The organism is Embleya sp. NPDC050493 (assembly GCF_044458105.1).
In the GTDB taxonomy this organism is placed as follows: Bacteria; Actinomycetota; Actinomycetes; order Streptomycetales; family Streptomycetaceae; genus Embleya.
On sequence record NZ_JBITHP010000018.1, the window covers coordinates 151574 to 175438 of the forward strand.

19 protein-coding genes are annotated in these 23865 nt (G+C 73.0%); 8 read left to right on the forward strand and 11 right to left on the reverse strand.

Annotated features, from left to right (window positions below; genetic code table 11):
• Positions 1–9: 9 nt before the first annotated feature.
• From ACIBM5_RS29995 to ACIBM5_RS30020, 6 genes are all read right to left on the reverse strand, one after another.
• Positions 10–1245 carry an MFS transporter gene (locus ACIBM5_RS29995; RefSeq protein ID WP_396009658.1) on the reverse strand — a complete coding sequence of 412 codons (1236 nt, stop codon included), beginning with the start codon at positions 1243–1245 and terminating at the stop codon, positions 10–12.
• Between the two features lie 107 nt (positions 1246–1352).
• Positions 1353–3536, reverse strand: a complete 2184-nt coding sequence (locus ACIBM5_RS30000) for an MMPL family transporter (protein WP_396009659.1) — start codon at positions 3534–3536, stop codon at positions 1353–1355.
• 300 nt (positions 3537–3836) lie between these two features.
• Positions 3837–4502 carry a response regulator gene (locus tag ACIBM5_RS30005; RefSeq protein WP_396009661.1) on the reverse strand — a complete coding sequence of 222 codons (666 nt, stop codon included), beginning with the start codon at positions 4500–4502 and terminating at the stop codon, positions 3837–3839.
• A complete protein-coding gene (locus ACIBM5_RS30010) occupies positions 4499–5704 on the reverse strand; it encodes a sensor histidine kinase (protein ID WP_396009662.1) in 1206 nt (401 codons plus the stop codon). Before ACIBM5_RS30010 ends, ACIBM5_RS30005 begins: the two co-directional genes overlap by 4 nt.
• Positions 5705–5849: 145 nt before the next feature.
• Complete coding sequence (locus tag ACIBM5_RS30015) at positions 5850–6539, reverse strand: response regulator (protein ID WP_396009663.1); 690 nt, start codon at positions 6537–6539, stop codon at positions 5850–5852.
• Positions 6524–7858 carry a sensor histidine kinase gene (locus ACIBM5_RS30020; protein WP_396009664.1) on the reverse strand — a complete coding sequence of 445 codons (1335 nt, stop codon included), beginning with the start codon at positions 7856–7858 and terminating at the stop codon, positions 6524–6526. Before ACIBM5_RS30020 ends, ACIBM5_RS30015 begins: the two co-directional genes overlap by 16 nt.
• A 184-nt stretch (positions 7859–8042) precedes the next feature.
• Here ACIBM5_RS30020 and ACIBM5_RS30025 point away from each other — a divergent pair, with 184 nt between their 5' ends.
• Positions 8043–8735, forward strand: a complete 693-nt coding sequence (locus ACIBM5_RS30025; protein WP_396009666.1) for an ABC transporter ATP-binding protein — start codon at positions 8043–8045, stop codon at positions 8733–8735.
• Positions 8732–11116: an FtsX-like permease family protein gene (locus ACIBM5_RS30030; protein ID WP_396009667.1), complete on the forward strand. Its 2385-nt coding sequence runs from the start codon at positions 8732–8734 to the stop codon at positions 11114–11116. Before ACIBM5_RS30025 ends, ACIBM5_RS30030 begins: the two co-directional genes overlap by 4 nt.
• Positions 11117–11165: 49 nt before the next feature.
• On the opposite strand, the gene ACIBM5_RS30035 is transcribed toward ACIBM5_RS30030, so the two are convergent.
• Positions 11166–12002: a tryptophan 2,3-dioxygenase gene (locus tag ACIBM5_RS30035; protein WP_391584479.1), complete on the reverse strand. Its 837-nt coding sequence runs from the start codon at positions 12000–12002 to the stop codon at positions 11166–11168.
• 230 nt (positions 12003–12232) lie between these two features.
• On the reverse strand, positions 12233–12880 hold the full coding sequence (locus ACIBM5_RS30040; RefSeq protein ID WP_396009668.1) for a potassium channel family protein: 648 nt from the start codon (positions 12878–12880) through the stop codon (positions 12233–12235).
• A 423-nt stretch (positions 12881–13303) separates the two neighbouring features.
• Here ACIBM5_RS30040 and ACIBM5_RS30045 point away from each other — a divergent pair, with 423 nt between their 5' ends.
• A complete protein-coding gene (locus ACIBM5_RS30045; RefSeq protein ID WP_396009669.1) occupies positions 13304–13723 on the forward strand; it encodes a VOC family protein in 420 nt (139 codons plus the stop codon).
• Between the two features lie 175 nt (positions 13724–13898).
• Here ACIBM5_RS30045 and ACIBM5_RS30050 read toward each other — a convergent pair whose 3' ends face one another.
• Positions 13899–14954 carry an SRPBCC family protein gene (locus tag ACIBM5_RS30050; protein ID WP_396009670.1) on the reverse strand — a complete coding sequence of 352 codons (1056 nt, stop codon included), beginning with the start codon at positions 14952–14954 and terminating at the stop codon, positions 13899–13901.
• Positions 14955–15118: 164 nt separating this feature from the next.
• On the opposite strand from ACIBM5_RS30050, the gene ACIBM5_RS30055 reads away from it, so the two are divergent.
• Positions 15119–15763, forward strand: coding sequence for a TetR/AcrR family transcriptional regulator (locus ACIBM5_RS30055; RefSeq protein ID WP_396009672.1), 645 nt, complete (start codon positions 15119–15121; stop codon positions 15761–15763).
• A gap of 206 nt (positions 15764–15969) precedes the next feature.
• Positions 15970–16785 carry a hypothetical protein gene (locus ACIBM5_RS30060; protein WP_396009673.1) on the forward strand — a complete coding sequence of 272 codons (816 nt, stop codon included), beginning with the start codon at positions 15970–15972 and terminating at the stop codon, positions 16783–16785.
• Positions 16786–16977: 192 nt separating this feature from the next.
• Here ACIBM5_RS30060 and ACIBM5_RS30065 read toward each other — a convergent pair whose 3' ends face one another.
• Both ACIBM5_RS30065 and ACIBM5_RS30070 read right to left on the reverse strand, forming a co-directional pair.
• Positions 16978–17331 carry an ArsR/SmtB family transcription factor gene (locus ACIBM5_RS30065; protein ID WP_396009674.1) on the reverse strand — a complete coding sequence of 118 codons (354 nt, stop codon included), beginning with the start codon at positions 17329–17331 and terminating at the stop codon, positions 16978–16980.
• Positions 17328–17789, reverse strand: coding sequence for an SRPBCC domain-containing protein (locus ACIBM5_RS30070; RefSeq protein ID WP_396009675.1), 462 nt, complete (start codon positions 17787–17789; stop codon positions 17328–17330). The genes ACIBM5_RS30065 and ACIBM5_RS30070 overlap by 4 nt, the downstream gene beginning before the upstream one ends.
• A gap of 210 nt (positions 17790–17999) precedes the next feature.
• On the opposite strand from ACIBM5_RS30070, the gene ACIBM5_RS30075 reads away from it, so the two are divergent.
• The 3 genes from ACIBM5_RS30075 (at position 18000) to ACIBM5_RS30085 (ending at position 23210) form a co-directional block, all read left to right on the forward strand.
• Positions 18000–20894, forward strand: a complete 2895-nt coding sequence (locus ACIBM5_RS30075; protein WP_396009676.1) for an AAA family ATPase — start codon at positions 18000–18002, stop codon at positions 20892–20894.
• A gap of 667 nt (positions 20895–21561) precedes the next feature.
• Entirely contained in the window at positions 21562–22269 is a 708-nt protein-coding gene (locus tag ACIBM5_RS30080; protein WP_396009677.1) for a papain-like cysteine protease family protein, read from the forward strand.
• Between the two features lie 5 nt (positions 22270–22274).
• The gene (locus ACIBM5_RS30085) at positions 22275–23210 is read left to right on the forward strand and encodes a hypothetical protein (RefSeq protein WP_396009719.1); all 936 of its coding nucleotides are present in this window, start codon (positions 22275–22277) and stop codon (positions 23208–23210) included.
• Positions 23211–23865: the final 655 nt, after the last annotated feature.

Genomic DNA, 23865 nt, shown 5'->3' on the forward strand with positions numbered 1-23865 from the left:
CGGAGGCGATCAGGCGGTCGACTCCTTCCACGCCGCCTCGACGTGCGCGGGCCGGCCGAGTTCTCGTCGCTCGGCCCAGCGCACGGCGAGGGGTACCGCCAGTCCCGTCAGGGCGAACAGCGCTCCCACGACATACCATCCGGGGCGTCCCCAGGTGATGCACAGTGAGATGAGCAGGCCCGGCCCGAGGGCTTCGGCCAGACCGGCTCCCAGGCCGAACACGCCGAGGTACTGGCCGGTGGCGTGTTCCGGCGCGAGTGCGAACGACAACTCGAACCCCCCGGCGGAATGCCACAGTTCGCCGACGGTGTGGATCACCACCGCGACCGTCAGGAGCGTCGCGGCCGCCCATGTCGGGATCCCCGCGGACAGCGAGATCAGCGCGCAGGAGACCAGAAACGCCACGCCGGAGCGGCGGTAGGCGCCGCCGCAGGCCGCCGGGGAATCGATGCTGCGACTGGCCCGCACCTGGAACAGGATCACGATGACGGTGTTGATCAGCATGGTTCCCGAGATGAGCCAGCGCGGGGCGGTGGTGGCCGCGACCAGCCAGAGCGGGATGGCCACGGTGAGCACCTTGAATTGGATCGCCATGACGCCGTCCAGGGCGGTGAGCAGCAGGTACGGGCGGTCCCGAAGGGCAACCCGGCGTGGGCCCTCGGCGGCGGGCCCGGGTGTCACCGGAGGCACGAAGGCGACGATCACCGCGGCGGCGCCGACGGCGATCGCGACGCCGACGACGAGGAGGCGGTAGGCGGTGTGGCTGCCCACCTGGACGACCCAGCCTGCCAGGAGGGCCCCGAGGGAGATGCCGATGTTGGTCACGGCGCGGAGATGGGCACGGAACTCCTGCGGTCGCTCCCCTCCGTAGCGCCTGATCAGCGGACTGCGCGCGGCCAGCCCGGCCGCCTGGGCCCCGGTGGCCGTGCCCACCGCGAGTACGAACGGCCAGAAGCCGTCCACCAGGACGAAGCAGGCCGTGGCGAGCGCGCGCACGACCAGCGTGCTCACGTAGACGCCGCGCGCGCCGTATCGGTCCGCGAGGTGGCCGGCGGCGATGCCCACGGCGAGCGAGACGAAGCCGGCGATGCCGAGTCCGAGTCCCACCTGTGTGGCCGGAAGGTGCACATCCTCGGTGAAGTACAGCACCCCGGCGGTCAGGTAGAGACCGCTTCCGACGGTGTAGACGAAGTTCGAGGCCGCGATGACGCGTTGCGGTCCGGCGTCCGGCAACAGCTGAGGCATGGCGTGGCTCCGCGTCCTGGGCGGTCGGTGACAACCGGCAACCTTGTTGCAAACTACTCGCAATAGCAAGTCATTTGCGACTGGTCGAGGACGGCGCGCGCCGGCAGTCAGCCGTGTTCCAGGGCGATCGTCGGCAGGGCGCGCTCCAGCGACGTGGGGAGCCACCAGGCCTTGCGGCCGAGCAGACGCATCACCGCGGGCACGATCAGGCAGCGGATCACCAGGGCGTCGAGCAGGATCGCCACCGCCAGGCCCAAGCCGAACTGTTGCAGCATGCGGTCCTCGCTCAGGACGAAGGCGCCGAAGACCACGATCATGATGGCCGCCGCGGCGGTGATCACCCGGCCCGTGGTCGCCAGCCCCTCGCGGACCGCGTGCCCGGCGTCCTGCGTGCGCTGCCACTCCTCGTGGATGCGGGCGACCAGGAAGACCTCGTAGTCCATCGAGAGTCCGAAGACGATCGCGAAGATCATCACCGGGATGAACGCCTCGATCGGTCCCTCCTGCACGCCGAACATGCCGTGTTGGAAGACCAGCGTGATCACACCCATCGCGGCGCCGATGCTGAGCAGGTTGAGCAGTGCCGCCTTGAGCGGCACCAGAATCGACCGGAAGACCAACAGGAGCAGCACGAACGACAGGCCCACCACGATCGCCACGAACAGCGGCAGTCGATCGGCCACCTTGGCCGCGAAGTCCTCGACCGCGGCCGTGCCGCCGCCGACCAGGACGGTCGCGCCGGTGCCCCGCTCCACCGTCGGCATCACGTCCCGGCGCAGGTGCTCGACCAGTTCGGTGGTCGCCTCGTCCTGCGGTGCGAACTTCGGGTAGGCGATCACCGTGGACACACTCGGGTCGCCGGACGGCAGGACCGGGCTGACCGCGACGATGCCCGGCGTGCCTTCGAGGGTCGCCCGGGTACGCTCCGCGGCGCCGCCGTCGCCCTCGACGACCACGAACAGCGGCCCGTTGAAGCCGGGCCCGAACCCGTCCGCCAGCAGGTCGTACGCCTGCCGACTGGTCTTGGCCGCCGCGTCGTTGCCCGCGTCCGCGAAGCCGAGCCGCATGTCGACCGCCGGTGCGCTCAACCCGACCAGTGCGACGACCGGGACGATCAGCGCGATCCACGGGCGCCGCTGCACCCCTGCCGCCCAGGCACGCCACCTGGTGCCCTCGGCCACCTTCGCCTTCGCCGCGCGCCGCTCGACGTTGCGCTTGATGCGCTTGCCGAACAGGCCGAGCAGTGCGGGCAGCAGGGTCAACGACGCGAGCATGGTCATCAGTACGGTCAGGGCCACCGCGAGCGCCACGCCCCGCAGCGAGCCCAGGCCCAGCGTGACCAGGCCGAGCAGCGCGATGATCACCGTGCAGGCCGCGAAGAACACGGTCCGACCGGCGGTGTCCAGAGCGCGCCGGGTCGCCTGCTCGGCGTCCGCGCCGCGCAGCAGCTCGGCCCGGTAGCGGGAGAAGATGAGCAGCGCGTAGTCCACCCCGACGCCCAGGCCCACCAGCAGCATCACCGGCGGTGTGAAGTCGGCGATGTCGGCCGTGTGCGACGCGAGCACGACCACCCCGAGGGTGCTGCCGACCGCGAAGATCGCGGTCAGCAGCGGTACGGCCGCGGCCACCAGCGAACCGAACAGGAACACGAGCACGATCAGTGCGCCGAGCATGCCCACGCCCTCGGCCGCCCCGCCGCCGCCCTCCTGGGCACCCCGGATCTGGTCGCCGCCCAGTTCCACCCGCAACGTCGCGTCGCGCGTCTCGGCGTCCTGTGCGGTGTCGATGATCTTGCGCACCGCGTCCTTGGGTACGTCGGTGCCCACTCCGTCCAGGGTCACCGTCGCGTACGCGGTCAGTCCGTCCCGGGAGACCGCGCCCGCGTCGGCGTACGGGCTGCGTACCTCCGCGACGTGCGGCAGGCCGCGGACGGCGCCGAGCATGCGCTCGACCCGATCGCGGGTCGCCGGCGCGGACACCGGCGTCCTGTCGTGCAGGACGATCTGCACGCTGTCGCCTGCCTGCGTGGCGCCGTGCCGCTTCAACGTGTCGGCGGCGTGCTGCGACTCGGTGCCCGGGAGCGAGAAGTCGTTGTGGTAGTCGCTGCCCACCGCCATCGCGACGCCGCTCACCGCGATCAACACCGCGACCCACACCAGCAGGGCCGCCTTGCGACGCCGGTGGGCCCAGCTCGCGATGCGCTCGAACACGCTCGGGCGATGGGCGCGGCGCGAAGGCGGTGGATCGGCGTCGACGCCGGGCGAGGGATATGAAACCGGGGACTCGGACATGATGTGCTCCCGCCGGAGGGCTCGGGGACGTGGTGTTGCGCTGTCCACAAGCCTCTCGGCGGGATCGCCGTCGAACGTCCTGCCCAGGCACGGTACGCGCGGACGCCCCCGGTGAGCCCGCCGGATCGGCGCATACCCCCACGGTTGCGACCGGTGTACACCCCCGGTTGTGGGTCGCCTCCCGAAACCGCCGAAACCCCGCCGAATCACCGGTGATCGATCTCCGACGGGGCCCCGACCGACCCGGGTCGAGGCCGGGCCCCGCATCGAGCGCCGGGCCGGGACCCGAGTCGGGGTCGGTCAGCCCAGCCAGCCGGGCGTCACCATTCCCGACTCGTAGGCCAGCACGACCAGTTGGGCCCGATCGCGGACCTCGGTCTTGGTCATGATCCGGCTCACGTGCGTCTTGGCCGTCGCCGGGCTCAGCCCGAGCCGCACCGCGATCTCGTCGTTGGACAATCCGGCCGCGACCAGCGCCATCACCTCGCGTTCGCGATCGGTCAACACCCCCACCCGCGGGTCGGGTTCCGGCGGCGCGACCCGGCCCGCGAACTCGGCGATCAGCCGGCGGGTGATCGTGGGCGAGATCAGCGCGTCGCCGCGCGCGACCACCCGTACGCCGTGAATCAGTTCGACCGGTTCGGTGTCCTTGACCAGGAAGCCGCTCGCGCCCGCACGCAGCGCACCGTACACGTACTCGTCCAGGTCGAACGTGGTCAGGATGACCACCCGGACCTCGGCCAGCCGCGCGTCGGCGATGATCCGTCGGGCCGCCTCCAGGCCGTCCACGCGCGGCATCCGGATGTCCATCAGCACCACGTCCGGGCGCAGTTCGCCGGCGAGCCGGACCGCGTCCGCGCCGTCGCCGGCCTCGCCGACCACGGTGAGGTCGTCCTCGTTGTCCAGGATCCAGCGCAGGCCGGCCCGGACCAGCGCCTGATCGTCGGCGAGCAGGACCCGGATCACGCCACGCCCTCCCGACGCAGCGGCAGCGCGGCGCTGACCCGGTACCCGCCGCCGGGCCGCGCCCCGGCGGCGAACTCCCCGCCCAGCGCCCGAGCCCGCTCGCCCATCCCCGCGACCCCGCTGCCGGGACCACGGCCGCCCCCGCCGGGTTCCCCCGAACCGGTACCGAATCCCGTCCCGCCTCCGCGTCCCTCGTCGTCGATCCGCACCCGCACTCGCCTCTCCTCGAATTCGATCCGCACCACGGCCGATGCCGCTCCCGAGTGTCGGGTCACATTGGTCAGCGCCTCCTGCACGATCCGATACGCGGCCAGGTCCACCGCCGGCGGCAACGGTCGCATTCCGTGCGGGAGTTCCAGGCGCACCTGGACGCCGGCCCGACCCAGGTGGGCGACCAGCTCGTCCAGGGCGGCCAGGCTCGGCGCGGGTGCCGTCGGCGCCTCCTCGTCCACCTGGCGCAACACGCCGAGGGTCTCGCGCAGTTCGCGCAGCGCGTCGCGGCTGGTCCGCTTGATCGCGTCGAGTGCCTGTTCGGCCCGGTCCGGAGCGCGCGCGAAGCCGTGCAGGGCGGCGCCGGACTGCACATTGATCAGCGACAGGTGATGGCCGAGCACGTCGTGCAACTCCCGGGCGATCCGCAGGCGTTCCTCCACGGCCCGGCGTCGGGCCTCCTCCTCCAGGGTGTGCTCGGCCTCGGCGGCGCGGCGCTGCGCCTCGGCCAGGAAGGCGTTGCGGTTGTGCAGCATGCCGCCGAGCGCGATCACCGCGACGATCCAGCCGTACAGCAGGAACAGCGCGGCGTCCGCGAGGTGGTTCTTGCCGCTCTCGTATTCCGAGATGCCGATCGCGGTGGCGAAGCCGCCACCCACGATCGTGCCGATCACCAGATGCCCCTGGGCCGCCACGCTGTACAGCGCCACGGCGAAGGTCACGAAGATCGGGCCGTCGGTCACCACGAACGGGTAGTACACCGCGTTCGCCAGCAGCGTCAGCAGCAGCACCGCGATCGGGTGGTCCCGGCGCACGAACAACGCGGCGCACGCACCGACGACGGGCACCAGGCCCACCAGGTCGGTGTTGTCCATCGGCACCATGTCCACGAGCGTGAACGCCACCACGAGCACGCCCACGGCGGCCGCGAGCGCCACGTCCGAGGTTTGACCGCGCGGCATCCACGCGGGTATTCGCAAAACGCTGCCCATGATCGGCAGCATAGGGGCGCACGGGCCGGCGCAGCCGGGATCGGCCGGGCGGCCTGCCACCCGACCCACCCCCGAATCGCCCGACCGCGCGGCCGCCAAACCGCCGGACCGCCGGACCGCCGGACCGCCGGACCGCCCGGCGAGGCTAGGCGCCGCCGCCCGGCGCGATCAGTCCCGTCTCGTAGGCCAGGACCACCGCCTGCACCCGGTCGCGCAGGTTCAGTTTCGACAGGATGCGGCCGATGTGCGTCTTGACCGTGGTCGGGCTCAGCGACAGACGCTCCGCGAGTTCGGCGTTGCTCAGGCCGGTCGCGAGCAGCCGCAGCACCTCCAGTTCGCGCGGGGTCAACTCGGACAGGTCGCGCGGCGGGGTCGCGCGCGGCTCGTCGCGGTGGGCGAAGCGCTCGATCAGCCGGCGGGTGATGGTCGGCGCGAGCAGGGCGTCGCCGGCCTGCACCAGGCACACGGCGGCGACCAGTTGCTCGGGCGTGACGTCCTTGAGCAGGAAGCCGCTGGCCCCGGCGGTGAGCGCGGCGTACACGTAGTGGTCCAGGTCGTAGGTGGTCAGGATGATCACCCGGGTGCCGGCCGAGCCGGCGTCGGCCAGGATGCGCCGGGTGGCCTCGATGCCGTCCATCTGCGGCATGCGGATGTCCATGAGCACCACGTCGGGCCGGGTGCGCCGCACCGCGGCGATCGCCTCGGTGCCGTTCGCCGCCTCGGCCGCCACCTCGATTCCGTCCGAGGCCAGGATCATCCCGAACCCGGTCCGCACCAGTGCCTGGTCGTCGGCGATCACCACGCGCAGCGCGGGCCGGTTCACGCGGTCCGCCACGGGACTCGGGCCCGGATCCGATACCCGCCCGTGAGCGTCGGGCCGGCGGTCAACTCGCCACCGTAGAGGGCCAACCGCTCGCGCAGGCCGATCAGCCCGCGGCCGTTGCCGTCCATCGTCGGGCCACCGGCTGCACCACCGGTGTCGGTGACCTCGATCTCCAGGCAGTCGTCGGCGTAGCCGAGGACGACACTCGCGGTCGAGCCGGGCGCATGCTTGATCGTATTGGTCAGCGCCTCCTGCACCACGCGATACGCGGCCAGGTCCACCCCGGGCAGCAGCGGGTCCGGCGGCAACGACATCGCGACGCGCACCGGTGTCCCAGCCGCGCGTACCCGCTCGATCAGCTCGTGCAACCGGTCGAGTCCGGGCTGGGGTTCGAGGTCGTCGGGGTGCTCGTGGTCGTCGGCGGCGAGCAGCCCCATCACATGGCGCAGTTCGGCCATCGCCGCCCGGCCGCCGGCCTCGACCGCGAGCAGCGCCTCCTTCGAGCGTTCCGGCGCTGCGTCCATCACCTTGCGCGCCGCGCCCGCCTGGATCACCATCACGCTGACATTGTGCGTCACGACGTCGTGCAATTCGGCGGCGATCCGGGAGCGCTCCTCCTCGACGGCCCGGCGCATGGCCTCGTGCTGGGCCTGCTGAAGCCGGGTGTACCGATCGCGACTCGCGGTCGACTCCCGTCGCCAGAACAGCACCAACCCGGCCGAAGCCCCCGCGACCAGCAGCACGAAGCCCGGACTCGACCAGCCCGGCAGGATCGGGGCCGAGTCCCGGAACGCGATGCCCGCCAGCACGGCGGCGCCCACCAACACGCACACCGCGCGCAGCCGATAGCGGCTGTAGACGACGGCGCTGTAGGCGCCGATCACGCAGGTCAGCACGTTGATCCAGGACGCGTCGTCCTCACCGACGGCCACCGCCGCACACAACACCGCGACGAACGCGGTCAGCGGATATCGACGTCGCACGAGCAGCGGCAATGCGGAGAGCAGCACGAGCGGCCAGGGCACGGGCGAGCGTTCCTCCGGCATCCAAATCTCTCGCGGCAGCGGGGGCTCCGGGGGTTCGAAGGGACCGGCATGCCGCGCGTCCTGGATCGGCCCGCTGTCGGGATACCGAGCCGCCACGATCAGGGCGAGCACGGCCAGCGCGACCGCCAACACCGCGTCGACGCGCAACGCCCGGCGCGGGAGCGGGCCCTGCCCCGGCTCCTGGCGCAGCGCGAGGGCCGGTCGCGCCCGCCATCCGCGCCGGGTCGCCGGCTCCTCTTGCGTATTCACCGGTTCATTGTGCGACCGGCCCACCCGGGGCCGCATCCGTCTGCACGACCAAGGACCGGTCTCCACGGAGTACTTCGCAGGGATGACCCCGTGCCCGGGTCCTCCGCGGGAAGGGCCGAATGTCGGTTGGCCGGCCGACGCGCCGGCTCGACTGCCGCCCTTACGTTCGCTGGGCCGGCAAGGACACGGCGCCTCCCGACGGTAAGGACGGACGAATCCCATGACCCACGTGATCGAACTGGCGGGCGTGGCCAAGCGCTACGACAGCGCCGGCGCGCCCGCGCTCGGACCGCTCGACCTCGGCGTCGCGCGAGGCGAGGCGCTCGCGATCACCGGCCCCTCCGGCAGCGGCAAGTCCACGCTGCTCAACCTGGTCGCCGGCCTGGACCGGCCGAGCGCGGGCACGGTGACCGTGGCCGGGCGCCGCATCGACGAACTGAGCGAGCACGCGCTGGCCCACTTCCGCCGCGAACACATCGGCATGGTCTTCCAGTTCTTCAATCTGCTGGACGACCTCACGGTCGAGGACAACATCCGCCTCCCCGCCCAGTTGACGGGTACCTCCCGACGCAAGGCGGCGGCCCGCGCCGACGAGCTGATGGAGGTACTGGGCATCGCACGGCACGCCGGCGCCTACCCGGGCCGGTTGTCCGGCGGCGAACGCCAGCGGGTCGCGGTGGCCCGGGCCCTGGTGAATCGGCCCGCGCTGCTGCTCGCGGACGAGCCGACCGGTGCGCTGGACACCGCATCGGGGCACGACGTACGGGAGTTGCTGGTGGATCTGCACCGGGACGGTCAGACCATCGTGCTGGTCACCCACGACCTGGCGCTGGCCCGGGCGTGTGCGAGCCGCACGATCCATCTGGTCGACGGACACCTCGCGCTCGACACGAACGCGGAGGCCCTGCGATGAGCGGCTTCGGCACCGGCGCGCTGGGCCGGGTGGTACGCGCCGGGGTGGGCCGGCGGCGGGTGCAGGCCCTGGTGGTCGCGTTGGCCACGATGATGGCCGTCGCCTCGGCCGTGGTCGCCGGATCGCTCATGGTCGCCGCGAGCGCACCCTTCGACCACGCCTTCGCGCACCAGCACGGCGCGCACCTGAGCGTGCAGTTCGACCCGGCCGCGGTGAGTGCGGCGCAGTTGCAGGCGACCGGGCGGTCGAGCGGAGTCACCGCGACCGCGGGACCGTTCCCGGTGGCAACGATCCGTCCGGTGGACCGCAACGGCGGGCATCCGCCGGCGCTGACCGTGGTCGGGCGGTCAGGTCCGGAGGCCGACGTGGACGACCTGGACCTGAGGTCCGGCCGATGGGCGACCCGCACGGGCGAGATCGTCCTGTCCGCCGCCTTCACCGGCCCCGACCTCGAACTCGGCGCCACGCTGCGCGGATCGGACGCCGCGGACGCACCGACCCTGACCGTCGTGGGGATCGCCATGTCCGCGAGCCGGACCGCCGACGCGTGGGCCACGCCCGAGCAGGTCACCGCGTTGGCTTCGGCGGCCGGCCCGCTCACCACGCAGATGCTCTACCGCTTCGCCGCGGCGGGCACCGGCGGCGACATCGCCGCCGCCCGGGCTCGCCTGACCGCCGCGGTCCCCGCCGGCGCACTGCTGGGCAGCCAGTCGTACCTGGACACCAAGCGCTCCGCCGACCGCAACGCCGCACCGACCATCCCGTTCCTGATGGCGTTCGGCGCGCTCGGCATCGCGATGTCGGTGATCATCGTCGGCAGCGTGGTCAGCGGCGCGGTCGGTACCGGGCTGCGCCGGATCGGCATCCTCAAGGCGATCGGGTTCACCCCGCGCGAGGTCGTCCGCGCCTATGTGGCCCAGGCGTTGATCCCGGCCGGCGTCGGCATCGCGCTGGGCGTGGCGCTGGGCAACCTGATGGCGCTGCCGCTGCTGGCGGACACCGAGCAGGTGTACGGGGACACCTCGCTGTCGGTGGCCTGGTGGGTGGATGTCGTGGTGCCCGCCGCCGCGTTGCTCGTCGTCGCGGTCGCGGCGCTGGTGCCGGCGCTGCGGGCCGGTCGGCTGCGTACGGTCGAGGCCATCGCGATCGGCCGGGCACAGCGTACCGGGCGGGGTCGATGGGCGCACCGCGCGGCGGGCAGGCTGCCGTTGCCGCGGGCGGTGACGTACGGGCTCGCGAGTCCGTTCGCGCATCCGGTGCGGATGATCGCGATGTTGCTCGCGGTGGCCTTCGGCACGGTCGCGGCGACCTTCGCGGTGGGGCTGACGTCGTCCCTGAACGCGGTCGCGAAGGCGCAGGATCCGGAGGACCGTGCCGCGATCACCGTCATCGGCGGTGCCGTACACGGTGGGCCCGGTGAACCGGGCGGGCAGCCGCGTCCCGGGGAAGGCGGCGCCGCCGGGCCCGCCGTCGATCCTGCCCGGATCCGCGCCGCGATCGAGGCGCAGCCGGGCACCGCCTCGTACTACGGCCTGGCCCAGACGGAGGTCACCGTGGCCGGCATCGCCGGTTCGGTCCGGGCGACCCTGTATCAGGGCGATGCGCGGTCCGGCCGCTACGAGATGATCTCCGGGCGCTGGCTCGGCGGTCCCGGCGAGGCCGTGGTGCCCACCCGTTTCCTGGACCGCACCGGCACCCGGATCGGTGACACGGTTCGGGTGACGTATCGGGGCGACACACAGACGCTTCGGATCGTCGGCGAGGCGTTCGACACCTCGGACGACGGCAAGCGCATCCACGCCGACCTCGCCGGCTTCGCCGCCGCCCGTCCCGACGTGTACCTGGTCGAGCCGAAGTCGGGCGTGCGGCCCGCCCAGTACGCCGAACAACTGGGCGCGGTGTTGCGTCCGTCGGGCGGCGAGGTGCTGGTCAACTCCCCGTCCGAGGCCGAGGGCCTGATCCTGGTCCTGGACGCGATGGCCGCCCTGCTCACCCTGATGCTGGTCGCCGTGGCGGCGCTCGGGGTGCTCAATTCGGTGGTCCTGGACACCCGCGAGCGGGTCCACGACATCGGTGTGTGCAAGGCCGTGGGCATGACGCCGAGGCAGACCCTGGGCCTGGTCCTCGCCTCGGTGGCCGGCATCGGTCTGCTCGGCGGGCTGATCGGCGTGCCCGCGGGATTCGCGCTGCACGCCTACGTGCTCCCGGTGATGGGACATGCCGCCGGCACCAACCTGCCGCCGAGCATCCTCGACGTGTACAGCCCGCCGGAACTGATCCTGCTGGGACTCGCGGGCGTGGTGATCGCGGTCCTGGGCGCGGCCGTTCCGGCAGGCTGGGCGGCTCGGGCGCGCACCGCGACCGCGCTGCGCACGGAGTAGCCCGGCGTCGGCGGCGCGCGGCGGCTGTGGCCCGGTCGTCGCGTGCGGCTCAGGCCTGGGACCTGACCTCCCACAGGTCCGGGAAGACCGGGGAGAACAGCGTGGAGCGCAGATAGGCGGCGCCGGCCGAGCCGCCGGTGCCGATCTTGGCACCGATGGTGCGCTCGACCATCTTCATGTGCCGGTAGCGCCACTCCTGGAGGCCCTCGTCGATGTCGACGAGGGCCTCGCAGACCTGTGCCCCGTGTCCGGTCTCGTCGATGTAGACGGCCTTGAGGGTTTCCTGTACGTCCGGATCGGGTCGCCACGCGATGCTCGTGTCGCGCGCCAGGACGTGCTCGGGGACCGCGTATCCCAGCCCCGCGAGGTGCCGCAGCAGCGAGTCGAACACCGACGGGCGATGGGCGGCGGCCTTGAGCCCCTCGTCCTCGCCGGTCTCGTATCCGCCGAACTCGCGTCGCCCGAGCACGGCTTCCAACTCGCGGAACTGCGCCGACTGGAACCCGCTGGAGGTGCCGAGCGCGTCGCGGAAGGAGGCGAACTGCCGGGGCGTCATGGTCTCCAGGACGTCCAACTGGCCGACGACCGTCTTCAGGATCTTGGCGACCCGCCGTGCCGTGTGCAGGGAGCCCGCACCGTTGCCGCCCTCCAGTTGCCGCTGGAGCAGTGCGACTTCGTGCAGGATCTGCTTGAACCACAGTTCGTAGACCTGGTGGATGACGACGAACAACATCTCGTCGTGCGCTTCGGTCCTCGGCTCCTGGCAGGACAGCAGCGTGTCCAGGCGCAGATAGCTTCCGTACGTGACCTGGGCGTCGTTCATCGTCGCTTCCTCTCCTTGCGGGCTTGTCCACCGTTCCGACGAGCCGGAAACGACGGGCACCATCTTGTGCCGGTCGAGATCTTTCCGGAATGGCCGACACACGGAAGGAAGCCGGTCGGAAGTAACGAACGCAACGCGTTCGAGCGGTTCGATTTACGTTCGTAAACCACCCAAGCGGCGCCTGGACATCCGGGCTCCGCCCCGGTGATCCGTGGTGCGTCGGGCCCGCTCGCCGGGCCCCTCGCCGGCCGCGCGGTGCGCCCATCCGGCACGCCCGGCCGGCGCCGATCCGCCTACCCGTCGGGCCGGGTCGGATCCGAGAACGTGCCCGGCGGATCGGAGTCGGGGGCATCGGCAGTGTCGGTGGTGCCGTCGGTGTCGGTGGTGCCGTCGGTGTCGGGCCTCGGTGTGCTCGACCGTCTGCGCAGGCCGATCTGCACGGCACCCAGGACGACCCGCCCGATCACGCCCAGCACGACCAGGTTCACCAGCATCTGGATCATCGCCACCACGCGTGCGACCTCCGACGACGGCGCGATGTCGCCGAAGCCGACGGTCGAGAAGACGGTGATCGTGAAGTAGAGCGCATCGGTACGGCTCAACGTTTCGGTGAAGGCGTCCGCGCGGTCCGACCCGATCAGGTAGTACGTCGCGGCGAAGAGCACCAGAAGGAACGGCAGGGAGACGGACAGCGCCTCGACGGCCCGCAGTCGCGGCCGGTCGGCGCGCATGATCGCATCGATCTGCCAGGCCACGATGCCGCCGAACACGAGCAGTCCGGCGGCGAGCCCGAGGCCGGCGACGAGGTCGAGTCGACGGTCCAACGGCAGCACGTAGTACAGGACCAGCAACAGGGCTGCGGTGACCGCGCCGCGGAGCAGCCCGAGCACCATCAGCCGTCGGCCGACCGGATCCTTGGTGGCGAACAGCAGTCTGGGCAACGTCGCATCGGATCTTTGGGCGCCTGGTCCGCTGCGAAGATCCGCCTCCTCCGGGCCAATGTAGCCCGCTCACGCGACAAATCGGGCGAATCAGCCGGCGTGGCGTGCGTTCGGCCCCGGTTCCCACCGGGGCTCCGCCGGGCCCCGTCCCGGGATTCGCGGGCGCCATGGTGATACGCCGCGGCCATCCGGCCGCACGGGACGCGACCGCGGACCCGATGGTTGCCTCCGGCCGATCCCGGCGTTAACGTCGGTCGGGTGACTGCCGGGTCGGCCATGGGCCATTCACGAGTGAGGCGCCCGGCCTCGGCGTGAGTTCGAGGCGGGCCAGAGCCCCGCCCCTCCCTCTCCGTTTCCTCGCTTCCGGCGCCCCTGTGCGGCGCCCGTCCGCACGGATTTCGACACCTGGAGAGGCTTCCGACGATGACGCACGCCCAGCAGCAACCGCAACTCCCGATAACCACGGTGCAGTTGAACCACACCGCCATCTACGCCAAGGAGCGGCACGCGGCGGCCGAGTTCTTCGCCACGATCCTGGGCCTGAAGGTCGGCGCCCCGTTCGGACCGTTCGTGCCCGTCGAACTCGGCAACGGCGTGACGCTCGACTACTACGAGAAGAACGACGAACCGATCCAGTCCCAGCACTACGCATTCCTGGTGCCGGACGAGCAGTTCGACGGCATGATCGCCCGACTGGAGGCGCTCGGGGTCACCTACTACGCCGATCCGCACCACACCCGGCCCGGCGGGACCAACGACCTCTTCGGCGGCCGCGGTGCGTACTTCGAGGACCCGAACGGCCACAACATGGAGATCATGACCCGGCCGTACGTGCGTCCGTAGTCGGTGTCGTCGGGGGCGGGCGACGGAGCCCGCCCCGACCGGTCGCGCCCGGCGCGGTTCGCGGCCCGGGGCTCGCGGCCCGGCGGACCGTACCGTCTCGGCCGGGCCCGGCCCCGGTTCAGGCCCGTCCGGCGCGGCCGGCCCCGGCTCCGACTCGGGTTCGCCGGCCCGGGGTTCACGCCGGGGCGGCCTGTTCCGCGCGACGGGCCACGGCGCGGAGCATCTCCAGGCGGATGAAGCCGGCGCCGCCCATCCGGATGAACAGCCAGTACCACGCGAAGATCCGGCGTGCCGCGGCATCGGTGGCCCTGACCCGGGTCTCCGCGGACAGCACGGTGGCCTCGCCGTCCGGGTCGACGCGGATGCTCATCGCCGCCTTGACCCAGCCGGGATCGGCGAACGCGGCGAACGCGTCCGGGTCGCGGGCCGGGATCGGCGCGGTGACCGGGCGCAGATGCCAGGGTTGGCCGACCTTGCCGCAGACCACCTCGCGGCCCTCCTCGCGAACCAGGGTGGGGATCGGGCCGTCGCCGGCGAACGGGGCGGCCATGCTGCGCGGACGGCCGGCCGAGCGCAGGCGCAGCAGCGCGCGGGTGATCGGGAGTTCGTCCGGGGTCAGGGACTCCAGGGCCGCCCAGACCCGTTCCGGATCGGCGTGGATGCGGCGCCGCTGATCGCTGCGGAAGTCGTAGACGGGGAGCAGTCGTTGCAGCGCCGAGTCGGGTGCGCCGCCGATCTTCGCCGCCCGCTTGCGGCTGCGCCCCGCGACCTTGCGCAACAGGCGGGCGTAGCGGTGCCGGTGCCGCCCGGTCCGGGCGAGGGTGCCGTCACCGGCGGTGCGTTCGAGGTTGTCCAGGACGGCCTCGATCACCGCGTTGTGTATCGACCCGACGGCCAGGTGCCAGAGCACGCGGTCGGTGCCGCGCGGGCGGGTGTGCAGCGTGTGGGTGACCGTGGTTCCGCCGCCGGGCGCTCGGGTGAGGGTGAAGCCGTGCTCGCCGCCGTGCTCCGGGGGAAAGGCGATCCACAACCGGCGTTCGGGCTCGACCGCCTCGATCCGACAGTGCATGCCTCGATGGTGGAAGGGCGCGCCGGGCCGAAGTCCCTCGGGCGCCTCGACACCGCCCCACTCCCGGGGAAAGAGCCGGTCGCCCGGGCTGCCGACCCGGGCGAGGACTTCCCACACCCGCTCGGGGGACGCGGCGACGGTGCGCCGATGAGTGTTGATCATCACGACTCTCCCGTTCTGTACGGTGCCGTACAGACCTAGACTATACGGCACCGTCCAGAACCGACGGGGCGCGGAACGCACACGAGACGAACGGCGGGGTCGAACCCGCCGACCACCCTCCGACCACGCACCGAACGCAGCGCCGATCACAGCAAGGGGTTCCCATGCCGCGTACCGCCCGACTGACCCGCGACGACTGGGCCGCCGCGGCGCTGACCGCACTCACCGAGGGCGGATCGGCCGCGGTCGCGGTCGAGCCCGTCGCCGCCCGGCTCCAGGCGTCGAAGTCGAGCTTCTACTGGCTCTTCGACAACCGGGACGCACTCCTCGCCGCCGCCCTCGAACGGTGGGAGCGGGTGCAGACCGAGGAGGTTCTGCCCAGGCTCGCCGCGGTCCCCGACCCGGCGGACCGACTGCGCGTGCTCATCCACCACGCGTTCGCATCCACCCAGGGCAGCTCGCTCGCCCTGCTGCTGCTCGTCGAATCCGACCAACCCGCCGTGCGCGAGGTGGCCGAGCGGGTCACCCGTCGACGCCTGGCCGCGATCCGCGACACCCTCGTCGAATGCGGCCAGACCCCCGAGCACGCCCGGCACATCGCCACCGCGGCCTACGCCGTCTACCTGGGCACGGCAGCGCTGCGCCGGGTCGACGCGGCCCCCGACGACGAAGATGCGTCCGCCTACATCGACACCGTCCTGACCGCCTTCGGCGTACCCCCGCGCACCGGCGACGCATCACACCGACCGGCGACACCACACGCGCAGCCGGCCGATCCCGCTGCCGCGCGAAGGGGAATCGGGCGGTGACACTTCCGGGCGTGGTCCCGAGTCCGTCCGGAACAGGTAACAGCGGAAGCCGGGGCCCGCTCCGGCGGCTAGCTTCCTGGGACGACGGGCCGCCGCAGGGCGTTTCGCACGTGGAGTGGTCCGGGGGGACCAGGTCCGCGGCCCGTCTTCGTCCGAACACCGAATCCGGGGGGAACACGGTGCGAAACTCCGTCAAGTCCACACGCATGGTCCGTCGATCCGTACGGCGCGCCGCGCTGCCGCTCACCGCACTCGTCCTGGTCGCGGGACTCAGCGCCTGCGAGTCCGACGGCGGCGACGCCGACAAGGCGAATCCGAAGGCCTCCTCGACCCTGCCGGGCACATCCGGCGACGCCACACCGAGTGCCCCCGGGACGGCCGGCACCAAGCCGCCCGCCGACCGGCCCACCGGCACGTCCGCGGATCCCAAGGCGCCGCAGGCCAAGGCACCGGCGACGAAGGCCCAATTGACCACCGCGCTGCTGAACGCCCAGGAACTCCCGGCCGGATTGACAATCAAGAAGACCGCCGCGCCCGAGGAGACCGAGACGCCGACCGCCTCCGATCCCCGGTGCCAGCCGCTGATCGGGCAGCGTCGAACCAGCGTCGCCGCCATCGAACGCGAACTCGTCGGCGGCACCGACCCGCAAGGGATCGCCCGGCCCGACACCGATCTCGTCCTGAGCAGTTACCCGCTCGACCTGCTCGAAAGCCAGTGGACCACCTACATCGCGGCGGCCAAGACCTGCAAACGGTTCACCTTCGACGTCGACCGCGGCACGGTCGAGTACCAGGTGCTCGGCGTCCGGATCGACGCGTACGGCCCGGGCAGCGTCGAGATCTCCTCGATGTTGCGGGTCCAGGGCGCCACCGCGCCGTTCACCCAGGCCGTCGCCCGAGTCGGCACGACCGTGGTGCAGTTGCGGGCGACCGGCGAGGACGGCACCACGACCCCGCCCACCTTCCCGGACCACCTGGTCCAGGGCCAGATCGACAAGGTCAGGTCCCAACTCGGCGGCTGACCCGCTCCGTACGGCCGGAGTCGGGTCGGGGCGGGAGCGGGCCCCGTGCCCGCCTCCCGCCTCCCGCCTCCGCCCGGCCCCGATCACCGCCGCGGTCCCGGCTCCGTCGGCGCAGGTGCCGCGCGCCACACGCGGCCCCGCGCCGTGGCGTGGGGTCCACTCCCGCCCGCGCGGCCGGCGCCGGGCACGGCACTAGCGCGCGTCGTCCTCCCCCGCCTCGGCGACCCGCTTGATGGTCGCCAACCGCCGGTCCCAGTCGGCCGCGAGCGAGGCCAGCCGGCGTGCCGTCGTGTCCAGCGCCGCGGGCCGCACCGTGTACCGCACCTCGCGGCCGACCCGGCCGCCGGAGACCAGCCCGGCCGCGTCCAGGACGGAGAGGTGTTTGACCACCGCCTGCCGCGAGACGGGCAACCGCTCCGCGAGCGTCGTCGCGGTGGCCTCGCCCTGTGCGGCGAGCAGATCGAGCAGTCGGCGGCGCGTCGGGTCGGCCAATGCGACCAGGACGTCGTCGACCTCCCGGTCGACGCCGCCGGGTTCGTCCGTCACGCGGCCGCCTGTTCGGCACGGGTCTTGAGGGCGTCGAGCTCCTGCGGCCAGCCGTCGGAGTTGTCGCGCAGCGCGTTGCCGCGCAGCTCCTCGGACCCGGCCAGGGCCGCGAATCCGCTCTCGACCACCCGAAGCCGGGTCTTGTCGCCCTCCGCGATCAGGGTGAACTCCACGAGCGTGCTGTTGTCGTCGCGCAGTTCCCGGCCGGGGAACGCACTGGCCCAGCGGTAGGCCAGATACGTCGGCGGCTCGACCTTCTCCACCCGCACCGGGAAGTCGCCGTGCTCCGGGTGCCTCGCCACCATCGACTCCCCCTCCCTGGCCACCGTGCCGGGCAGGCTCGCCTTGCCCGCCACCCAGAACCCGGGCTCGGCCACCAGCGACCAGACCCGCTCCACGGACGCCTCGATCAGGGTTTCGCGTTCGATCCGGTCCTCGCTCACGAGGGACTCCTTCATCGTCGTCGCCATCCTTGAATGCAACCCCAGAGTTGCACATCAACCCTCCGGGTGCAACCCGAGGATTGCACCTCGATCGAGTGCCGTCGCCGGAACGGGCCGATCCGAGCCGGCCCATTGACGTCGCCCCGTCGTGGCGTGACGATGAGTCGCGGCCCGCTCCACGCTCTCGATTCGAGAGAACCGCATTCGGCACGGTGAGGACCGCTCGTGGCGCACACCGATCCCACGCGGCACGACCTGATGCTCCTGGTTCGGCGCCGACTCGCCGGCGGCGGCGTCGTGCTGCACGGCCCGAGCGGGATCGGCAAGACCTTCCTGCTGCGCTCGCTCGTCGACACGGGCGATCCCAAGGCGGCCGTACTGGTCACCGAACCTGCGGCCGCCGATCGCGAAGTGTCCTTCTCCTCGCTGGCCGACCTGCTCGGCCCGGTCGACGACGAGGTGCTCCGGACACTGCCCGCACCACAGCGCTCCGCACTCCGCGTCGTGCTGTGTCGCGAACCGCCCGCGCCGGGCGGCCCGGACCCGCTCGCCCTGCGCCTGGGCGTGCTCGCGGTGCTGCGCACGCTGTCCGCGCGCGGCCCGATACTCGTCGGGATCGACGGCGCGCAGTGGGTGGACGCGGCCGGAGCCGAGGTGCTGGCCTTCGCCGCCCGGCGGCTGGACCCGGCCCGGGTGCGCGTCGTCGTCGCCGAGACCGCGGATCCGCCCGCCGGCCCGGTCCACGGCACCCGGTTCTGCCCGGGCACCCCCTTCGAACTCGAACTGCCGCCGCTGGGCCTGCCGGAGACCCGCGATCTCCTCGACCGTCACCGCGTCGCGCACGCGCACGGCCACGACCCGGAGGACGGCGAGCACCGGCCGCTTCCGCACTGGCTGAGCAGGCAGGTGTACGAGGCGAGCGCGGGCAACCCGATGTACGCGCTCGAACTCGACCGTGCGCTGCGCCGGTTGCCCCGTCTCCCGGCCCGGGACCAGCCGTTGCCGGTGCCCGACCGGCTGCGCCGACTGCTCACCGCGCGCCTGGAGGGGCTGCCTCCCGAGGCCCGTTGGCTGCTCCTGCTGGTCGGCTCCACCGCGAGACCCACCATCGCACTGCTGCGCGCCGCAGCCGGCCTGGCCTACCGCGCGCTCGACGCCCCGACCGCCACGACCGAGCGGGCGGGCGCCGAACTCGTCCGGCGTACCGTGGCCGGCGCCGCCGCCGCCGGCATCCTCGACGTGTGCGAGGAGGGCGAGCAACTCCGGTTCACCCACCCGTTGTTCGCCGCCGCGCTGTACGCCGACGGCTCACCGCAGGAGCGCCGGGCCGCGCACGCCGCGCTCGCCGAGTTGTCGGGCGAGCCGATCGACCGGGCCCGGCACCTGGCGTTGGCCTCTCCGTGGCCCGACGAGCGGGTCGCCGCGACGCTGATGGCCGCCGCCGCGCAGGCTCGCCGCAGGGGCATGCCCGAGGAGGCCGCGGCGCTGGCCCGACTCGCCGTGGCCCGAACCCCCGACGAACACGCGGACCGCCGTTGCGAACGTTGCCTCGACGGCGCCGGTCACGCGTATGCGGCGGCCGACTACGAGCTCTCGCGGGAACTGGCGCAGCGGGTGTTCACGTTCGGCTCGACCCCGGGGCAACGGGTCCGGGCCTGCATCCAGATCATCAACGCGGCCAACCAGGCCCTGCACGACCTGGACGAGGTGTTCGCCGAGGCCTTCGCCCAGGTCGGCGACGATCTGTGCGGTCGGGCCCGACTGCACTACCTGCGGGCCTGCAAGGCCCATATCAGCGACGGCAATTCCGCCGTCGCCTGGGCCGAGGCGGCGCGTGCCGCTGCGCTCGCGCGGCAGGCCGACGACCTGACCACCGAGCAGGTGGCGCTCGCCCTCCAGGCGTTCGTGGGCACCCTCCAGGGTCGCCCGGACGCGCGCGACCCGCTCACCCGCGCGTTGGCCCGCCCGCAGGACGCGGGGCCCACCGGACGCCACGCCGGGCCCCGGGCGGTCAAGGCCCGGCTCGACTTCTTCGCCGACCGCCTCGTCGACGCCGGCGCCGAACTCGATCGCATGTTGCGCCGGGCCGAGGAGTCCGACGACGCGGAGGAACGGGTCTTCGTGCTCTGCGGACGGATCGACGTCGACGTGCGGGCCGGGCGCTGCGATCGGGCGATGGCCGGCGCCCACGAGGTGTTGGGCCTGGCCCGGGACATGGGCGCCTATCTCGGCCAGGTGTACTACGCGGTGGCGGTCGCGGAGGCCGCGGGCGGGGACCTCGAACGTGGCGCCGAGTTGGCCCGCGAGGGGGTGCGCGCGGCGCGGGCCGACCAGGAGCAGGTATACCTGCCGCTCGCGTTGTGCGTACTGGGCCAGATCCAGCGGCGCCTGCGCGACCCGGTCGGCGCCGTGGGCTGCCTGAGCCGGGCCCGCGCCATCGCCGCGCGCCGCGGCATCGTCGATCCGGCGGCCATCCCGTGGTCGGTGGACCTGGCCGAGGCGTTGGTGGCGCTGGGCGACCATGCGCAGGCCCGTGCGGTCGTGGACGAAGTGCGCGACACCGCACTGCGGTTGGGCCGGGACGGGGTGGCGGCGTCGCTGGCCCGGGCGGACGCGATGGTGCGCGGCGAGTCCGGCGACCTGGTGGGCGCGGCCACGTGTCTGCGCGAGACCGCCGCGCGGCACCACGAACTCGGTCTGCCCGTCGAACACGGCCGCGACCTGTTGGCGCTGGGTGCGGTGGAGTTGCGGCGGCGGCATCCGGCCGCTGCGCTGGCCTCGTGGCGGGCCGCGGAGGCGGCGTTCGCGGAGGCGGCCGCACGTCCCTGGCTCGACCAGGCCCGGGCCGAACTCGCCCGCCTCACCCGGGTGGACGATCCCGAGCCGGGGGACCTGTCCGACGAGGCGCGATCGCGCGCGTTGACGCCCGCGGAGCACCGCGTGGCGGAACTGGTCGGCGACGGCGCGACCAATCGCGAGATCGCCACGCGCCTGTTCCTGTCCGCCAAAACGGTCGAGTCCACCCTGACCCGGGTATACCGCAAACTCGGCATCCGTTCCCGCGCCGACCTGATCAGGCTTTCCCTCGGCGCATCCGGCGAACCGGATCCGACGGCCTGAACGGGCCACCCGGGCACGCCCCCACAAGCCCGAAACGGACTGAACACACCACCCGGGCACACCCCCACAGGCCCGACGGACTGAACACACCACCCGGGCACACCGAAGGCCCGACGCACCGAACGCACCGCCGGCTACGACGCACGGGCCCAACGGCCACCCGGGTACGACGCGGACCCGACGGACTGAACACACCACCCGGGCACGCCGAAAGTCCCCGAGGGACCGATGCGCCCCGAGCACCTCGCCGACCCGACGACGGATGCGCCTTCCGAGCACCTCGGCGACGCACGCACTTCCCGAACAGCCCCGCGCCGGCCCGGCAGACGTACGCACCGCCCGACCATGCGACCATCCGACCGCCCCAACCACCGGGCCACCCCACTGCCGGCGTCTCGACCGCGCAGGGGGCCACCGGGAAACCCCCTGCTTTGTGGTCGGGGGGTTCCCGGTCGCCGTCGGGTGGATCAACGTTGCACGTGTTCCCTCCGCCGGCCGGCGAGGGGCTTCCTCCGCAACCCGGACGTCGTGCCGTGCCTGCCATGTCGCCCATGTCGTCGGGGTCGTCCGACACCGCGTGCTCCGTCCCGTCCGCGGTGTGCCCTCGCCGGTCGCGTCCCCTCGATCTCCGTCCGGCGTCCCAGGTGCCGGACGAGAAGGAGACACGATGATTCTGCGGAATCGCGGTACGTCCCGGCCCGCCGCAGCCGAATCACCCGCCCCGCCTCGGCGTTGGCGGAGCGTGTGTGCCGGTGTGACCGCCGCGCTGTGCCTCGCCGCGCCCATGGCCGGCACCGCGTCGGCGACCGGCACCCCGACGGCTGCCACGAAGCCGTCCGTCGCCGCGCCGCTCAAGGTGACCCCGGACGCTCCGGCCGCATCGCACGCCGGCTACGGCTCGGCGCAACTGGCCTTCACCGAACTGACGCAGGTCCAGAATCAGTGGTGCTGGGCCGGTACCGGCCTGTCCGTGGCCCGCTATCTCGGTCGCGGGCTGAGCACCTCCCAGAACACCTTCTGCGACTACGCCCGAGGTCTGCCCGCCGGATACCCCTGCCCCAACCAGCCCGGCGAACTCAGCGATGTGCAACGGGCCTGGACCCGCCTGGGCCTGACCCCCGGCCGGATCACCGGCACGTTGGACTTCGGCACGGTCGCCTCCTCGATCGACGCCAACTCGCCGATCGAGGTCGGCATCTACTGGACCTCGGGCGGCGGCCACGCGAACGTCCTGTACGGCTACGACTCGGACTACGGCACGTTGATGTACGCGGACCCGTGGCCCGCCAGCCCGCGCTACGGCGAGATGGATTACGACTCGTACGTCGGCAACTACGAGTTCCAGTGGGCCGAGTCCCTGTACGGAGAGGCGTGAGCGTGATGACCGACAACCACCCTTCCCCCCGGAGCGTTTCGCACCCCCTCCGGCCCCGGACCGTACGCTCGCGCACCCTGCGCCGCGGCGGCGGCGCGCTCGCGGCCGTCGGTATCGGCGCGTTGTTGTTCCTGGCCCCGACGGCGTCGGCCGCCCCGACCGGCTCCGCATCCGACAATGCCGCCCTCGTCGGCGGCGACGCGCCCACCGCCGCCGACCGGAGCGCGGCCCAGCAGACGCTGGCCGCCCCCGCGACCACGAGCCGACTGGCCGCGTTCTTCGTCCACCTCGACCAGCGCGCCGCGGGCCGATCCGGTGCCGTCGTACAGTCGAAGGTCGCCCCCGAGGCCGCCGCGGCACAGGCCCCGCAACTCGTGGGCGCCCCGGTCCCGGTCTACTCGCTCGATGCGGACTTCGTCCGCGGGAGCACGTCCGCGCCGGTCGCCGACTTCGCGTATCTGGCCACCGAGGCCCGTTCGGCGGCCGGAGTCGAGGCGACGGTGTGGACGGTCCGCGACCGGAACACGCGGGCGTGGCGGGTCACCAACGTGCTCTCCGGAGCCGACGAGGTCGGCTACGCCCGGCAGGCGGCCGGCGACCCGGTGTTCACCGAACCGCAGATCGCCGCCTGGTATCACGTGCGGGACGGCCGGGTACTGCCGCTGAACCCCGCCGCCCGGGAGTCGGTCGGCGCGAACGGCACCACCGTGGCCGCGTATCGGCAACTCGTGCACGGCCGATACGGCGACAAGCTGCCCGGCTCGGACTACCGACAATCCGGCAAGGTGGGCGGCTTCACGTCGAACGGAGCTCCCGCCGCCGACACCCACGACGATGGGTTCGCCGGGTCCGATCTGGTCCTGCCGGGGAGTGCGGCCGGTGCCGTGGTCCTCGGGGTCGGCACGTGGGTGATCCGCCGCCGACGCCCGGCAACGGCCTGAGGCCGCTTGCCTGTTCCCTCCGCCGGGGGCGCCCCGGCCCCCGGGGGGGGGGGGGCGGGGTGGGGTGGCGGGGGGGGGGGGGGCCGCCGGGGGCCGCCCCCCGGCGGGTGGGGGCGGCCCCGGGCGGGCCACCCCCCGCCCCCCCCCGCACCCGCCCTGCGGCCGTTGGCCGGGCCCCCCCGCCGCCCCCCCGCGACCCGAGGTCGCGGGGCGACGGCGTTCGGATGCCGGTTCGGAGCCGGCCGACGGCGGCCGACCCGCGTCGTGATCGCTCCGCCCCGGGCGTGCCGTCCGGGCACGCCGCCTCGACCGGCCCGGCCCGCGCTGCCGTACCCCGCGCGGGCCGGGCCGAGCCACACCGCATCGCCCCGGTCGCGGCACCGCACGTCACCGCCCGCCGCCGCCGCGCAGGCGCGGCGGGTAACGCCGGCACGTACCGCCGGGCCGGTCGGCAGTCGGCCCACCCCCTCGGTACCCGAATCCCCGCCGCTGCGAACCGGTGTGGGAAATGCCCGCCCGCCCGGGCGGGAGTACACCGATGCCGGCCCGAAATCGCCCCCGGGGCGGGACCGTCGGCCGTCGCCGCGCCGAAGCCCGCGCATCCCGAACTCGGCTGTTCCGTCCCCTCGTTGCCGTCGTCGTCGGCCGCGGGTCA

Bases quoted from the DNA above. Each gene is read 5' to 3' on its own strand.
- ACIBM5_RS30010 (WP_396009662.1), bottom strand. From the start codon at position 5,704: ATGGGCAGCGTTTTGCGAATACCCGCGTGGATGCCGCGCGGTCAAACC.
- ACIBM5_RS30080 (WP_396009677.1), top strand. From the start codon at position 21,562: ATGATTCTGCGGAATCGCGGTACGTCCCGGCCCGCCGCAGCCGAATCA.
- ACIBM5_RS29995 (WP_396009658.1), bottom strand. From the start codon at position 1,245: ATGCCTCAGCTGTTGCCGGACGCCGGACCGCAACGCGTCATCGCGGCC.
- ACIBM5_RS30050 (WP_396009670.1), bottom strand. From the start codon at position 14,954: ATGATCAACACTCATCGGCGCACCGTCGCCGCGTCCCCCGAGCGGGTG.
- ACIBM5_RS30030 (WP_396009667.1), top strand. From the start codon at position 8,732: ATGAGCGGCTTCGGCACCGGCGCGCTGGGCCGGGTGGTACGCGCCGGG.
- ACIBM5_RS30055 (WP_396009672.1), top strand. From the start codon at position 15,119: ATGCCGCGTACCGCCCGACTGACCCGCGACGACTGGGCCGCCGCGGCG.
- ACIBM5_RS30020 (WP_396009664.1), bottom strand. From the start codon at position 7,858: ATGCGGCCCCGGGTGGGCCGGTCGCACAATGAACCGGTGAATACGCAA.
- ACIBM5_RS30035 (WP_391584479.1), bottom strand. From the start codon at position 12,002: ATGGTGCCCGTCGTTTCCGGCTCGTCGGAACGGTGGACAAGCCCGCAA.
- ACIBM5_RS30060 (WP_396009673.1), top strand. From the start codon at position 15,970: ATGGTCCGTCGATCCGTACGGCGCGCCGCGCTGCCGCTCACCGCACTC.
- ACIBM5_RS30085 (WP_396009719.1), top strand. From the start codon at position 22,275: ATGACCGACAACCACCCTTCCCCCCGGAGCGTTTCGCACCCCCTCCGG.
- ACIBM5_RS30045 (WP_396009669.1), top strand. From the start codon at position 13,304: ATGACGCACGCCCAGCAGCAACCGCAACTCCCGATAACCACGGTGCAG.
- ACIBM5_RS30070 (WP_396009675.1), bottom strand. From the start codon at position 17,789: ATGAAGGAGTCCCTCGTGAGCGAGGACCGGATCGAACGCGAAACCCTG.
- ACIBM5_RS30025 (WP_396009666.1), top strand. From the start codon at position 8,043: ATGACCCACGTGATCGAACTGGCGGGCGTGGCCAAGCGCTACGACAGC.
- ACIBM5_RS30000 (WP_396009659.1), bottom strand. From the start codon at position 3,536: ATGTCCGAGTCCCCGGTTTCATATCCCTCGCCCGGCGTCGACGCCGAT.